The 12,389-nt window shown below is 56.1% G+C and carries 13 protein-coding genes and 1 other RNA gene; 11 read left to right on the forward strand and 3 right to left on the reverse strand.

Annotation, left to right across the window (positions count from 1 at the left end):
• Positions 1-69: 69 nt before the first annotated feature.
• The 5 genes from ACOQH0_RS05130 to amtB all read left to right on the forward strand — a co-directional run bounded on the left by ACOQH0_RS05130 (position 70) and on the right by amtB (position 5,970).
• Complete coding sequence (locus tag ACOQH0_RS05130) at positions 70-528, forward strand: Lrp/AsnC family transcriptional regulator (RefSeq protein ID WP_010428130.1); 459 nt, start codon at positions 70-72, stop codon at positions 526-528.
• Between the two features lie 30 nt (positions 529-558).
• The gene (locus ACOQH0_RS05135; RefSeq protein ID WP_421511671.1) at positions 559-2,313 is read left to right on the forward strand and encodes a SmdA family multidrug ABC transporter permease/ATP-binding protein; all 1,755 of its coding nucleotides are present in this window, start codon (positions 559-561) and stop codon (positions 2,311-2,313) included.
• Positions 2,306-4,087, forward strand: a complete 1,782-nt coding sequence (locus tag ACOQH0_RS05140; RefSeq protein ID WP_421511672.1) for a SmdB family multidrug efflux ABC transporter permease/ATP-binding protein — start codon at positions 2,306-2,308, stop codon at positions 4,085-4,087. The genes ACOQH0_RS05135 and ACOQH0_RS05140 overlap by 8 nt, the downstream gene beginning before the upstream one ends.
• Positions 4,088-4,309: 222 nt before the next feature.
• Positions 4,310-4,648 carry a P-II family nitrogen regulator gene (gene glnK / locus ACOQH0_RS05145; RefSeq protein ID WP_008503304.1) on the forward strand — a complete coding sequence of 113 codons (339 nt, stop codon included), beginning with the start codon at positions 4,310-4,312 and terminating at the stop codon, positions 4,646-4,648.
• 35 nt (positions 4,649-4,683) lie between these two features.
• A complete protein-coding gene (gene amtB, locus ACOQH0_RS05150; protein ID WP_042714776.1) occupies positions 4,684-5,970 on the forward strand; it encodes an ammonium transporter AmtB in 1,287 nt (428 codons plus the stop codon).
• A gap of 89 nt (positions 5,971-6,059) precedes the next feature.
• On the opposite strand, the gene tesB is transcribed toward amtB, so the two are convergent.
• Positions 6,060-6,920, reverse strand: coding sequence for an acyl-CoA thioesterase II (gene tesB / locus ACOQH0_RS05155; RefSeq protein ID WP_089599328.1), 861 nt, complete (start codon positions 6,918-6,920; stop codon positions 6,060-6,062).
• A gap of 203 nt (positions 6,921-7,123) precedes the next feature.
• Here tesB and ACOQH0_RS05160 point away from each other — a divergent pair, with 203 nt between their 5' ends.
• Positions 7,124-7,651 carry a YbaY family lipoprotein gene (locus tag ACOQH0_RS05160; RefSeq protein WP_010428141.1) on the forward strand — a complete coding sequence of 176 codons (528 nt, stop codon included), beginning with the start codon at positions 7,124-7,126 and terminating at the stop codon, positions 7,649-7,651.
• A 33-nt stretch (positions 7,652-7,684) separates the two neighbouring features.
• On the opposite strand, the gene ACOQH0_RS05165 is transcribed toward ACOQH0_RS05160, so the two are convergent.
• Entirely contained in the window at positions 7,685-7,996 is a 312-nt protein-coding gene (locus ACOQH0_RS05165) for an MGMT family protein (protein ID WP_421511673.1), read from the reverse strand.
• 170 nt (positions 7,997-8,166) lie between these two features.
• On the opposite strand from ACOQH0_RS05165, the gene ffs reads away from it, so the two are divergent.
• The 3 genes from ffs (at position 8,167) to ACOQH0_RS05180 (ending at position 8,994) form a co-directional block, all read left to right on the forward strand.
• An RNA gene (ffs, locus tag ACOQH0_RS05170) (signal recognition particle sRNA small type) lies at positions 8,167-8,263 on the forward strand.
• A gap of 267 nt (positions 8,264-8,530) precedes the next feature.
• Positions 8,531-8,782 carry a hypothetical protein gene (locus ACOQH0_RS05175; protein ID WP_006176926.1) on the forward strand — a complete coding sequence of 84 codons (252 nt, stop codon included), beginning with the start codon at positions 8,531-8,533 and terminating at the stop codon, positions 8,780-8,782.
• Complete coding sequence (locus ACOQH0_RS05180) at positions 8,779-8,994, forward strand: hypothetical protein (protein ID WP_010428144.1); 216 nt, start codon at positions 8,779-8,781, stop codon at positions 8,992-8,994. Before ACOQH0_RS05175 ends, ACOQH0_RS05180 begins: the two co-directional genes overlap by 4 nt.
• A 69-nt stretch (positions 8,995-9,063) precedes the next feature.
• Here ACOQH0_RS05180 and ACOQH0_RS05185 read toward each other — a convergent pair whose 3' ends face one another.
• Positions 9,064-10,485, reverse strand: a complete 1,422-nt coding sequence (locus ACOQH0_RS05185) for a PLP-dependent aminotransferase family protein (protein WP_421511674.1) — start codon at positions 10,483-10,485, stop codon at positions 9,064-9,066.
• An 87-nt stretch (positions 10,486-10,572) separates the two neighbouring features.
• Here ACOQH0_RS05185 and ACOQH0_RS05190 point away from each other — a divergent pair, with 87 nt between their 5' ends.
• Both ACOQH0_RS05190 and ACOQH0_RS05195 read left to right on the forward strand, forming a co-directional pair.
• Positions 10,573-11,184, forward strand: a complete 612-nt coding sequence (locus tag ACOQH0_RS05190; RefSeq protein ID WP_010428145.1) for a YczE/YyaS/YitT family protein — start codon at positions 10,573-10,575, stop codon at positions 11,182-11,184.
• A gap of 77 nt (positions 11,185-11,261) precedes the next feature.
• Complete coding sequence (locus ACOQH0_RS05195) at positions 11,262-12,332, forward strand: LacI family DNA-binding transcriptional regulator (protein ID WP_421511675.1); 1,071 nt, start codon at positions 11,262-11,264, stop codon at positions 12,330-12,332.
• Positions 12,333-12,389: the final 57 nt, after the last annotated feature.

Below are 12,389 nucleotides of genomic sequence, written 5' to 3' on the forward strand. Positions count from 1 at the left end.
AGAAAAAATTGTTGCTATCTGGCCTTTAAAATAGAATGTAGGGAGAAAAATTTTCTCTGCGAGGTGGGTATGCTAGATAAAATTGACCGCAAGCTGCTTTCATTGTTGCAAACGGACTGCACCCTCTCTTTGCAGGCGTTAGCAGATGCCGTTAATCTGACCACCACACCGTGCTGGAAACGCCTCAAGAAGCTTGAAGATGACGGCGTGCTGCTGGGCCGTGTGGCGTTATTAGATCCCGAAAAACTGGGGCTTGGACTGACGGCCTTTGTCCTGATAAAAACGCAGCACCACAGCAGCGAATGGTATTGCCGCTTTGTCACTCAGGTTTCTGAGATGCCCGAGGTGCTCGGCTTCTGGCGAATGGCGGGAGAATACGATTACCTGATGCGCGTCCAGGTGGCCGACATGAAGCGCTATGATGATTTCTACAAGCGGCTGGTCAACAGCGTACCGGGCTTGTCGGATGTCACCTCAAGCTTCGCGATGGAACAGATAAAATACACCACAGCATTACCCATTGAATAACTTCGAAAAATACCTTCAGGAACAAACCGCGTGCGATTATTTGCCCAATTAAGCTGGTACTTTCGTCGGGAGTGGCAACGCTACCTCGGCGCGGTATGCCTGCTTATTATCATTGCTATCCTGCAGCTGATCCCGCCGAAAGTGGTGGGGTACGTCGTGGATGGCGTCACCGAACAGCATTACACCACCGCACGGGTGTTGATGTGGGTCGGCACGCTGGTGCTGACCGCGGTGATTGTATACCTGCTGCGCTACGTCTGGCGCGTGCTCTTATTCGGTGCGTCCTATCAGCTGGCCGTTGAGCTGCGTGAAGATTTTTACCGCCAGCTGAGCCGCCAGCATCCTGAATTTTATCTGCGCCACCGGACCGGTGACCTCATTGCCCGCGCTACCAACGACGTGGACCGGGTGGTCTTTGCCGCCGGGGAAGGGGTGCTGACGCTGGTGGATTCACTGGTCATGGGCTGCGCGGTGTTGATTGTGATGTCGACCCAGATTAGCTGGCAACTGACCCTTCTGGCGCTGCTGCCAATGCCGCTGATGGCGCTGGCGATCAACCGCTACGGTGAAAAGCTCCACGAGCGTTTCAAGCTGGCGCAAGCGGCGTTTTCATCGCTCAACGATCGCACCCAGGAGAGTATGACCAGCATCCGCATGATAAAAGCCTTCGGCCTGGAAGACAGGCAGTCCGCACTGTTTGCCGCCGATGCGGCGGATACCGGCGCGAAAAACATGCGCGTGGCGCGTATTGACGCCCGGTTTGACCCGACAATCTATATCGCCATCGGCATGGCGAATATGCTAGCGATTGGCGGCGGGAGCTGGATGGTGGTGCAGGGTTCCATGACCCTCGGTCAGTTGACCAGTTTTGCCATGTATTTGGGGCTGATGATCTGGCCGATGCTGGCGCTGGCGTGGATGTTTAACATCGTTGAGCGCGGCAGCGCCGCGTACAGCCGTATTCGCGCGATGCTGGCGGAAGCGCCGGTGGTGAAGGACGGCAGCGAAGCCGTTCCCGATGGGCGCGGGACCGTGAAAGCCGATATTCAGTCATTTAGCTATCCACAGACGACGCATCCGGTGCTCGCAAACGTGAACTTCACCCTGCAGCCCGGACAGATGCTGGGAATTTGCGGCCCAACGGGAGCCGGAAAAAGCACCGTTCTCTCTCTGCTGCAGCGCCACTTCGACGTGACGCAGGGCGATATTCGTTTTCATGACATTCCCTTGTCGAACCTGCTGCTGGACGGCTGGCGTAGCCGCCTGGCGGTGGTGAGCCAGACGCCGTTTTTATTCTCCGATACCATCGCGAACAATATCGCCCTCGGTCATCCTTCGGCAACACAGGACGAGATTGAACATGTGGCGCGCTTAGCCAGCGTTCATGACGATATTTTGCGTCTGCCGCAGGGCTATGAAACGGAAGTCGGCGAGCGCGGGGTGATGCTCTCCGGCGGACAAAAGCAGCGAATTTCGATCGCGCGTGCGCTGCTGCTGAATGCTGAAATCCTGATCCTGGACGATGCGCTTTCCGCTGTTGATGGTCGTACTGAGCATCAGATCCTGCACAATCTTCGTCAGTGGGGAGAAGGACGCACGGTGATCATCAGCGCCCACCGCCTGTCGGCGCTGACGGAAGCCAGTGAAATTCTGGTGTTGCAGCACGGGCATATTGCCCAGCGCGGGCAGCACGAGCAGCTGGCGGAACAGCCGGGCTGGTATCGCGACATGTATCGTTATCAGCAGCTGGAAGCGGCGCTGGATGAGGAGGCGACCCATGCGTAAGCTCGGAACAATGTGGCCGACGCTCAAACGCCTTCTGGCCTACGGTTCGCCATGGCGTAAACCGCTTTCGGTTGCCGTGCTTCTGCTGTGGATTGCGGCGATTGCCGAAGTCAGCGGCCCCCTGCTTATCAGCTATTTCATCGACAATATGGTGGCAAAAAGCTATCTGCCGTGGGGGCTGGTCGCAGGCTTAGGCGTGGCCTACGTTGGGCTACAGTTAACGGCGGCAGGGCTGCACTATGCCCAGTCGCTGCTCTTTAACCGGGCAGCCGTGGGCGTGGTACAGCAACTGCGTACGGATGTCATGGATGCCGCGCTGCGCCAGCCGCTGAGCGAGTTTGACACCCAGCCGGTCGGGCAGGTGATTTCGCGCGTGACCAACGATACTGAAGTGATCCGCGATCTCTACGTCACCGTAGTGGCAACCGTGTTGCGCAGCGCCGCGCTGATCGGTGCGATGCTGGTCGCCATGTTCAGCCTCGACTGGCGTATGGCGCTGGTGGCGATCACTATCTTCCCGGCGGTGCTGATCGTGATGGTGATCTACCAGCGCTACAGCACGCCGATTGTTCGCCGGGTGCGCGCTTATCTGGCTGACATCAATGATGGCTTCAATGAAGTGATCAACGGCATGAGCGTCATCCAGCAGTTCCGCCAGCAGGCGCGCTTTGGCGAGCGCATGGGCGAAGCCAGCCGTTCGCACTATATGGCGCGTATGCAGACGTTACGTCTGGACGGCTTCCTGCTGCGTCCATTGCTTAGCCTGTTCTCGGCGCTGGTCCTCTGTGGCCTGCTGATGCTGTTTGGGCTGACAACGCGTGGAACCATTGAGGTTGGGGTGCTATATGCCTTCATCAGCTATCTGGGGCGCCTTAACGAACCCCTGATTGAGCTCACTACCCAGCAATCGATGCTGCAACAGGCGGTGGTCGCCGGTGAACGCGTGTTCGAGCTGATGGACAGACCGCGTCAAACCTATGGCGATGATGAACGTCCTCTGCAAAGCGGTTCGATTGCTTTTGATAAGGTCTCGTTTGCTTACCGCGATAACCAGCTTGTCTTACAGGACATTAATCTTGAGGTACCGTCGCGCGGCTTCGTGGCGCTGGTGGGGCATACCGGCAGCGGCAAGAGTACGCTCGCCAGTCTGTTAATGGGCTACTATCCGTTAACGCAAGGTGAGATCCGCCTCGATGGACGCCCGCTTGCATCACTCAGCCACAATGTGCTGCGTAAGGGCGTCGCCATGGTGCAACAGGACCCGGTCGTACTGGCCGATACCTTCTACGCTAACGTCACGCTGGGTCGGCCTTTTACCCAGGAACAGGTCTGGGAGGTGCTGGAGAAAGTGCAGCTGGCCGATCTGGCGCGCGGGTTCAGTGAGGGTATCAATACGAAACTAGGCGAGCAGGGGAATAACCTCTCCGTAGGGCAGAAACAGCTGCTGGCCCTGGCGCGCGTGCTGATTGAAACGCCGCAGGTGCTGATTCTCGATGAAGCGACGGCCAGCATTGACTCCGGTACCGAGCAGGCCATCCAGCAGGCGCTGGCCGCTGTTCGGGATCACACCACGCTGGTGGTCATCGCGCATCGCCTATCAACCATTGTCGATGCCGATACCATCCTGGTGCTGCATCGTGGACAGGCCGTTGAACGAGGTACGCACAGACAACTGCTGGAAGAGAAAGGACGCTACTGGCAGATGTACCAGCTGCAGCTGGCAGGTGAAGAGCTGGCAGCCAGCGCGCGCGAAGAAGAGTCGCTGAGCGCCTGATGCACCAAAAACAGGCAAGCTGCTAACAGTCATTCCTGTTGGTGCAATACTGAAACGCACTATGCACTGCCATGGTGCGTTTTTTTTCACCCGTTCGGTATTGAACCCCATTCCTGGCTCATCGCCCGCCGTTTTCTCGCTGTTTTCAATTCTGGCACACCCCTTGCAATGTCCCTTACGTGTTAGCTGCGGCCATTACCGAATTCTGACTGGAGGGGATTTATGAAGCTGGTTACGGTTGTAATCAAACCATTCAAACTCGAAGACGTACGTGAAGCGTTGTCTTCAATGGGTATTCAGGGACTGACTGTCACCGAAGTGAAAGGCTTTGGTCGTCAGAAGGGTCATGCCGAGCTTTATCGCGGTGCGGAATACAGCGTGAATTTCCTGCCAAAAGTAAAAATCGATGTCGCGATTGCGGATGACCAGCTTGATGAGGTCATTGATGTCATCAGCAAAGCGGCCTACACCGGCAAAATTGGCGACGGCAAAATTTTCGTTGCCGAACTGCAGCGCGTCATTCGCATTCGTACCGGCGAATCTGACGAAGCGGCTCTGTAAGTAACTCCTGGCACACAGTGATAGGGATCGAGAAAATGAAGATAGCAACACTCAAAACGGCTCTGGGGTCGCTGGCACTGCTGCCGGGCCTGGCTCTGGCTGCGCCTGCCGTGGCAGACAAAGCCGATAACGCCTTTATGATGATTAGCACCGCGCTGGTGCTGTTTATGTCTATTCCGGGCATTGCGCTGTTCTACGGCGGCCTGATCCGCGGCAAGAACGTGCTCTCCATGCTGACGCAGGTTGCGGTAACGTTCGCGCTGGTCTGCGTGCTGTGGGTAGTTTACGGATACTCGCTGGCGTTCGGCACGGGCAATGCGTTCTTTGGTAACTTCGACTGGGTGATGCTGAAAAATATCGAGCTGACCGCGCTGATGGGAAGCTTCTATCAGTACATCCACGTTGCTTTCCAGGGATCGTTTGCCTGCATCACCGTCGGGCTGATTGTGGGTGCGCTTGCTGAGCGTATTCGTTTCTCTGCCGTCCTGATCTTCGTGGTGGTCTGGCTGACGCTCTCTTATGTGCCTATCGCGCATATGGTATGGGGCGGTGGTCTGCTGGCGAGCCATGGTGCGCTGGACTTTGCGGGCGGCACCGTTGTACACATCAACGCCGCAGTCGCGGGCCTGGTGGGTGCCTACCTGATTGGCAAACGTGTGGGCTTCGGGAAAGAAGCGTTCAAGCCGCACAATCTGCCGATGGTGTTTACCGGTACGGCGATTCTCTACTTTGGCTGGTTTGGCTTCAACGCAGGCTCTGCAAGTGCCGCTAACGAAATCGCCGCGCTGGCCTTCGTGAACACCGTTGTCGCAACGGCGGGTGCAATCCTCTCCTGGGTCTTTGGCGAGTGGGCCGTTCGCGGTAAACCGTCTCTGCTGGGTGCCTGTTCGGGTGCTATTGCCGGTCTGGTCGGTATCACACCAGCCTGTGGTTACGTGGGTGTAGGTGGTGCGCTGCTGGTGGGGTTGGTTGCAGGCCTTGCGGGTCTGTGGGGCGTTACCGCTCTGAAACGTGTTCTGCGCGTTGACGACCCTTGCGATGTATTTGGTGTCCACGGCGTCTGCGGCATCGTCGGCTGTATCATGACCGGGATCTTTGCTGCCAAATCACTGGGCGGCGTGGGTTATGCGGAAGGCGTCACCATGGTTCACCAGGTGCTGGTACAGCTGGAAAGTATTGCCATCACCGTTGTTTGGTCTGCTGTAGTGGCCTTTATTGGCTATAAGCTGGCGGACATGACTGTCGGCCTGCGTGTACCGGAAGAGCAGGAACGCGAGGGTCTGGACGTCAACAGCCACGGCGAGAATGCGTATAACGCATAATAAACAGCAAAACGGCAACTTCGGTTGCCGTTTTTAGTATGTATTCCCTCTCCCCGTGGGTCAGGGTGAGGGCATCAGGCCGCACAACATCACCCTCTGTTACGCATCACCCCTTCCTGCACCGTCGAGGCGACCAGCACGCCATCCTGCGTATAAAACTCCCCGCGCACAAACCCGCGCGCGCTTGATGCCGACGTACTTTCCACACTGTAGAGCAACCACTCATTCATGTTGAATGGACGGTGGAACCACATCGAGTGGTCGATGGTGGCGACCTGCATCCCCTTTTCCAGGAACCCCACGCCGTGCGGCTGCAGCGCCACAGGCAGGAAGTTAAAGTCAGATGCATAGCCCAGCAGGTACTGATGAACGCGGAGATCTTCCGGCACTGTACCGTTGGCACGCATCCAGACCTGACGTTTCGGTTCTGCAGTGTGGCCTTTCATCGGGTTATGGAATTCAACGGGGCGGATCTCAAGCGGCTTATCGCAGAGGAACTTCTCCTTTACCTGTGGCGGAAGCAGATGCGCCAGCGCGCGGGCGATATCGGTTTCCGATTTGAGATCGTCAGGCGAAGGGGCTGGCGGCATCACTTTTTGATGCTCATAGCCCGGTTCAGGCGCCTGGAAAGAGGCGGTCATGTAAAAGATCGGTTTGCCATGTTGAATGGCTGCCACGCGGCGAGCACTAAAACTGTTGCCATCTCTCAGCACTTCAACATCATAGACAATGGGTTTTGCGCTATCGCCAGGGCGCAGGAAGTAACTGTGGAAGGAGTGCACCAGACGGTCAGTCGGGACGGTTTCCTTGGCTGCGTACAGCGCTTGTCCCACGACCTGCCCACCGAAGACCTGGCGTAAACCCAAATCTTCGCTCTGTCCGCGAAAGAGTCCTTCCTCAATTTTTTCCAGATTCAGTAATGTCAGCAGATTGTTCAGTGCCTGACTCATAGTCGTCCTCAATAAACGCCGTGGCGAAAGATACGCAGAGTATAACGCAGAAATGAAAGTGGTCCGATGGGTAGATTAGTCTGAATATCGGGGAGAATTCAGGCGTTAATCATTGATTTGTGCCACACTTGAATACGTTATGTGAATGAAACGACATCGGATGGGATCGATCCCGCTGGTGCATTGATGATAAGGAGACTTCAATGAAACTCGTGCCTATGCTAAGTGGTATAGCTATTGCGGTGGCGTTGTCCGCCTGTGCAGGTAAGAGCGCTCAGGTGCCGGTGCCCGCAGCTGACCCGAACGGGATTAATACACTTTCACAGCAGTCAATTCAGCAGCCAAATGTATCCGGTACAATCTGGATCAAGCAAAGAGTGGCTCTGCCGCCGGATGCGGTATTAACGGTAACGCTGTCTGATGCTTCACTGGCTGATGCACCGTCGAAAGTGCTGGCGCAGCGTGCGGTTCGCACCGAGGGCAAACAGGCGCCATTTAGCTTCGTACTGCCTTACAACCCAGCAGATGTGCAGCCAAATGCGCGTATCCTGCTGAGTGCGGCGGTAACGATCAACGATAAACTGGTCTTTATTACCGACACGGTGCACGAAGCGATTAACAACGGTGGAACAAAAGTTGACCTGAATCTGGTCCCGGTGCAGCAAACGGAAGTTCCGCTTGCGCCTCAGACTAACCAGCCGGCCGTCGCAACCCCGCCTACGCAGCTGTAATTCCTGCCTTTACCCTCTCCTGCGGGAGAGGGTTCAGTACACCCAACGGTATTTCTGCAAATCGATCTGTCCCGAACCTGACACCTGCACACCTTCTGACAATAACGCCTGACGCTGGCGCTGCAAATCCGGCCCGGTAAGCGAAATGACACCGTGACGATTCACCACTCGATGCCACGGCAAAGCACTTCCTTCCGGGAGCCGCTTCAGAACGCCACCCACCTGACGCGCCGCGCGCGGAGAGCCTGCAAGACGCGCTACCTCACCGTAGGTGGTGACAACCCCTTCCGGGATGGAGGCCACGATTTGCCACACGCGTTGCGGAAAAGAGTCATGTTCGTCCATTTATCACTCCAGTGGGTCGTAATGAAGTGTGATGGTAAACGAAGATGAAGGCGATTGCCGCTTAAGTTTGCGCAATAAACCAGCATCCAGATGCCCATGGCTTGCAATTGACGGGCGGCATAGGGATAATGCGCCAGCGCGTTGGTTAACAACGCTCTCAATGGGGGCTCTGTTGGTTCTCCCGCAACGCTACTCTGTTCACCAGGTCAGGTCCGGAAGGAAGCAGCCAGGGCAGACGACGTGTGTGCCGGGATGTAGCTGGCAGGGCCCCCACCCATTTCTCCCCCTAAAAAATCTTCTGCTTTAGATACCCTTGCTCTCAGGCTATTAATCCTTATAGATAAAGTGGTCTTTATAAGCCTAGAAATATATCTTTCATTTAACTGAAATAATATTGTCATAAACCTGTAATAATAGACTGTCATTTTATTATCGGGTGTCTTTTTTCCGTCATAAGCAAAAAATATATATCTGGATTAGAAAGTTAACTTCGTGTATTAAATTAAACACGTATTCCGAAGGGAAGTGACAATTATGGCTACTGCGGTTTTAAATGTTAAAATTGATGAAGCGCTAAAAGAAAGACTTCGCCACTATGCCGAAGTTAATAATGAGAATTTAAGCGTGACTACAGAGAAACTGCTGCTGCTGGCGTTTGAAGCAGTAGAAGAGGCGGGAGTATCGGAAGAGGATATTGATAATCAGCATACGGAAGAAGAGAGCGTTTCTCCATTTACTCCTAAAGAAATCAAAGCACTACGTAAACTTCTGAAGAAGAGAAAATGAAACAACAACTGTCGACCGCCCACGACTACAAAGAGGCCTGCGATCTGTTGCGTTCAGGCTATGTTAAACATGTACGTCTTGGCTGGAATGTAGGAAGTGATGAGTTCTTTCGTATTGCGTCTGACTGGTGTGATACCGGCGCAAAAATAAAGAAAGAGGGTGAAGATTTTGTTATTTCACTGAAAGGTTTCCCGATTCCTCCTCAGCACTAATTCCTGATCGGTGAAAACAGCTGACTGCCTCTATGACAGTCAGCTGTTTTTATTATTTACGAAAAAATTTTACACCAGGCTCCGTTTAATCGAGGGCGTGGTGTTGTTCAGGGCGAGCCACAACGGCTTGATTCTCAATAACGCTTGCTCGAGTTCTTCCGGTTCAAGTGAGAAAGGCATACGCAAATAGCGATCAAATGCCCCTGAAAGACCGAATCGCGTGCCGGTCCCCATGTTGATCCCAATCGTCTCAGCCCGTGCGGCGAGCTGCGTTGCCAGCATCCCCGGCAGTTCAATCCAGTACGAAAGCCCGCCTTCGGCTTCACGGAAGGTCCAGTCCGGGAAATGCTCGCGCAGGAGTTCCCCGCACCTGTTCCGTCGTTCCACCAGCATTTTCCGGCGAGCGGGCAAAAATGTGTCGCTGTTTTCGATAAGCCACAGCGTTGCCAGCTGTTCCAGCAGAGGGGAGCCGAGGTCCAGCGTATCGCGCGCCTGAGCGAGCGCTGCGATGGTGCGTGAAGAGGCGCGGATCCAGCCGAGGCGTAGTCCACCCCAGAAGCTTTTCCCGGCAGAGCCCAGCGTTATCACCGCCGCACCAGGATTAAACGATGCCAGAGGGGGAGGCGGCGGCGCATCAAACCAGAGATCGAGCATGGTTTCGTCCACGACCAACGTGGTACGAGTCCGCGCGGCGATGTCGGCTATCGTCTGACGCGTTGCAGCGTCCATACAGCGTCCCGTTGGATTATGAAAATCCGGCATCAGGTAGGCCAGGCGCGGGGCCGTTTGGGCAAGCGTTGCCGCGAAACCGTCGGTATCCCAGCCGCTTTCAGGCAGTGATACGCCTACCGGTCGGCAGAGTGCCCCCTGAATAGCGGCGATCGCCAGCGGGTAGGTTGGATGATCGACGACGATGCGATCGCCTGGCCCGGTCATCATGCGCAATACCAGCGCAAAGCCGCTGACGGCACCATTTACGACCATCACTTCGTCTGCCCGTGTGGGCAGCCCGCGCGCGGTATAGCGTGCGGCAATGGCTTCCCGCAGCGCGGGCAACCCGAGCTGGTCATAGCCCGTCAGCGCAAGGTGCTGGGTAATCGCCGTCAGCGCATGGGTATACGCCTGATGGATTTCGGGCCCGGCGTTGAGTGCGGCGGTGGACAGATCCAGCGCCGCGCTGGCCGCGGAAAGCGTCGGTACCGCGCGGGTATCCGGCAGGATCACGCGTGAGCCGCTGCCGTGGCGACTTTCCAGATAACCCTCTTCCCGCAGATGGGCGAGCGCGCTGCCAACGGTGGTGCGGCTGACGTTTAGCGTACTGGCTAATTCTCTCTCACCCGGTAGCCGCGTATTCAGCGCCAGTCTGCCATCCAGAATAAGCAGACGTAACGCATCGGCCAGCTGACGCCAGAGCGGCGTACGCGACGAGGATTGTTGCCAGTGGCCTAAAAGGCGTGCCAGAGACTGGCTTCCGAAACGACGAGATGACATATGCAGTCCACTATTTAGAAACTGGACATTAATCATAGAGCCATTTTGACCCAATATAAAACTCTGGTTCACTGGAGAAGATAAAAAATGGTACGTCGTCTGCTACAGCTTTATGTCGGTTTAGGGCTTTATGGCCTTTCCACCGCAATGTTTATTCGTGCGGATCTGGGCGTCGATCCGTGGGACGTCTTTCACCTTGGGGTGGCCTTACAAACGGGGATGACCATTGGTACGGTCATCATTGTGACCGGTGCGGCGGTGCTTCTGCTGTGGATCCCGCTGCGTCAGATGCCCGGGCTGGGCACCCTCAGTAACGTTATTTGTATTGGGCTGGCGGCAGATGCTTCAATGGCCTTAATCCCTGAGTTGAGTTCGCTGCCTGTCCGCATCGCGCTGCTGGTGTCCGGGATCGTCGCGAACGCCATAGCAACCGGGATGTACATCGGTGCAGGTTTTGGGTCAGGTCCGCGCGACGGCCTGATGACCGGGATCCACGCCCGGCTAGGCTGGTCAATCCGCAGCGTGCGCACCTCCATTGAAGTCTCCGTCCTGATTATCGGTTGCCTGCTTGGCGGTTCATTTGGTGTGGGGACAGTGATTTACGCCCTGACCATCGGCCCGCTTATCCAGCTCTGTTTGCCGTGGTTCCGTCAAAAGCCGCGTATCGAGACGGTTCCTCAGCCAGAGCGGGTTGTTTAATTTTGCGAAGCGCTCACATGTTTTAATGGCGTCGCTGTGCCAGAATAGCGGCTTGTTATCAAGCGATGCCGGACTGCATGAAAGCGATCACACTCTATGACGTTGCCCTCCTCGCGGGGGTGTCTTACCAGACCGTGTCCCGCGTGATTAATGACGCGGAGCACGTCTCCACCCGTACGCGGGAAAAGGTGCAGCAGGCGATGGCCGAACTGCACTACGTGCCTAATCGGGGCGCACAGCAGCTGGCGGGGAAACGGACCCGCACCTTGGGGCTGATCACCACCGATCTGGCTCTGCATGCGCCCTCGCAAATTGTCTCAGCGGTAAAATCCCGGGCGGCAGAGCAGGGGGCGAGCGTCTTAATTTCAATGGTGGAGCATGCTCAGCAATGCCAGGCTGCGGTGCAGGAACTGCTGGCTCAGCGTGTGGAAGCCTTACTGGTCAATGTCCCGCTGGACGATCCTGACGCAGAGCAGCTTCAGAAAATGGCTTTGCCTGTGCCTGTTCTGTTCCTCGATGTTTCCCCTTCGGCGCAGGTCAACAGTCTGGTATTTAATGCCGGGCAGGGGGCCGCGCTGGGCGCGGAACATCTGATTTCTCTGGGGCATCAGCGCATCGCTCTTCTCAGTGGACCAGAGAGTTCCGTTTCAGCGCGTGCGCGTCTGACGGGATGGAAAACGACCCTGGCACAAGCCGGTCTTGAAGCCGCTGACGAGGTTCATGGCGACTGGAGCGCCGCCTCCGGATATGAAAAAGGCCACCAGCTTTTATCCGGGTCGCAACTACCTGACGCCATTCTGGTCGCGAACGATCAAATGGCACTGGGCGTGATGCGCGCCTGCGTTGAGAAGGGCATTGCTATACCGGGCCAGATATCGATTGTCGGGTTTGATGACACGGCTGACAGCGCCTGGTTTTCACCGCCGCTGACCACCGTTCGGCAGGCTTTTCGTGAGGCGGGCGAGCGCAGCGTGGAATGGCTGCTGACGCCGACGAGAAGTGAAAAATGCTGGCAAGAGCAGCTTCCCGTCACGCTGATCGCGCGTCATTCGAGCGCCCCTCGCGCAGCCGATCGGGTTGATCGGGAAGAGCTTGCCCATCAACTGAGAAATCTGGCATTGCTGGCAGAAAAAATCGCGCGGGGATAAATCTTTTGTGATCCGGCTCGCTACGTGAGGATCGGACACTTTACCCTTCTCTGTTGC

Origin of the sequence: Enterobacter sp. JS8-1 (assembly GCF_049187015.1) — a bacterium.
Lineage (GTDB): Bacteria > Pseudomonadota > Gammaproteobacteria > Enterobacterales > Enterobacteriaceae > Enterobacter > Enterobacter mori.

Coding starts and splice junctions, on each gene's coding strand:
- ACOQH0_RS05195 (WP_421511675.1), top strand. CDS start 11,262: ATGAAAGCGATCACACTCTATGACGTTGCCCTCCTCGCGGGGGTGTCT.
- ACOQH0_RS05180 (WP_010428144.1), top strand. CDS start 8,779: ATGAAACAACAACTGTCGACCGCCCACGACTACAAAGAGGCCTGCGAT.
- ACOQH0_RS05140 (WP_421511672.1), top strand. CDS start 2,306: ATGCGTAAGCTCGGAACAATGTGGCCGACGCTCAAACGCCTTCTGGCC.
- tesB (WP_089599328.1), bottom strand. CDS start 6,920: ATGAGTCAGGCACTGAACAATCTGCTGACATTACTGAATCTGGAAAAA.
- ACOQH0_RS05190 (WP_010428145.1), top strand. CDS start 10,573: ATGGTACGTCGTCTGCTACAGCTTTATGTCGGTTTAGGGCTTTATGGC.
- amtB (WP_042714776.1), top strand. CDS start 4,684: ATGAAGATAGCAACACTCAAAACGGCTCTGGGGTCGCTGGCACTGCTG.
- ACOQH0_RS05175 (WP_006176926.1), top strand. CDS start 8,531: ATGGCTACTGCGGTTTTAAATGTTAAAATTGATGAAGCGCTAAAAGAA.
- glnK (WP_008503304.1), top strand. CDS start 4,310: ATGAAGCTGGTTACGGTTGTAATCAAACCATTCAAACTCGAAGACGTA.
- ACOQH0_RS05160 (WP_010428141.1), top strand. CDS start 7,124: ATGAAACTCGTGCCTATGCTAAGTGGTATAGCTATTGCGGTGGCGTTG.
- ACOQH0_RS05130 (WP_010428130.1), top strand. CDS start 70: ATGCTAGATAAAATTGACCGCAAGCTGCTTTCATTGTTGCAAACGGAC.
- ACOQH0_RS05185 (WP_421511674.1), bottom strand. CDS start 10,485: ATGTCATCTCGTCGTTTCGGAAGCCAGTCTCTGGCACGCCTTTTAGGC.
- ACOQH0_RS05165 (WP_421511673.1), bottom strand. CDS start 7,996: ATGGACGAACATGACTCTTTTCCGCAACGCGTGTGGCAAATCGTGGCC.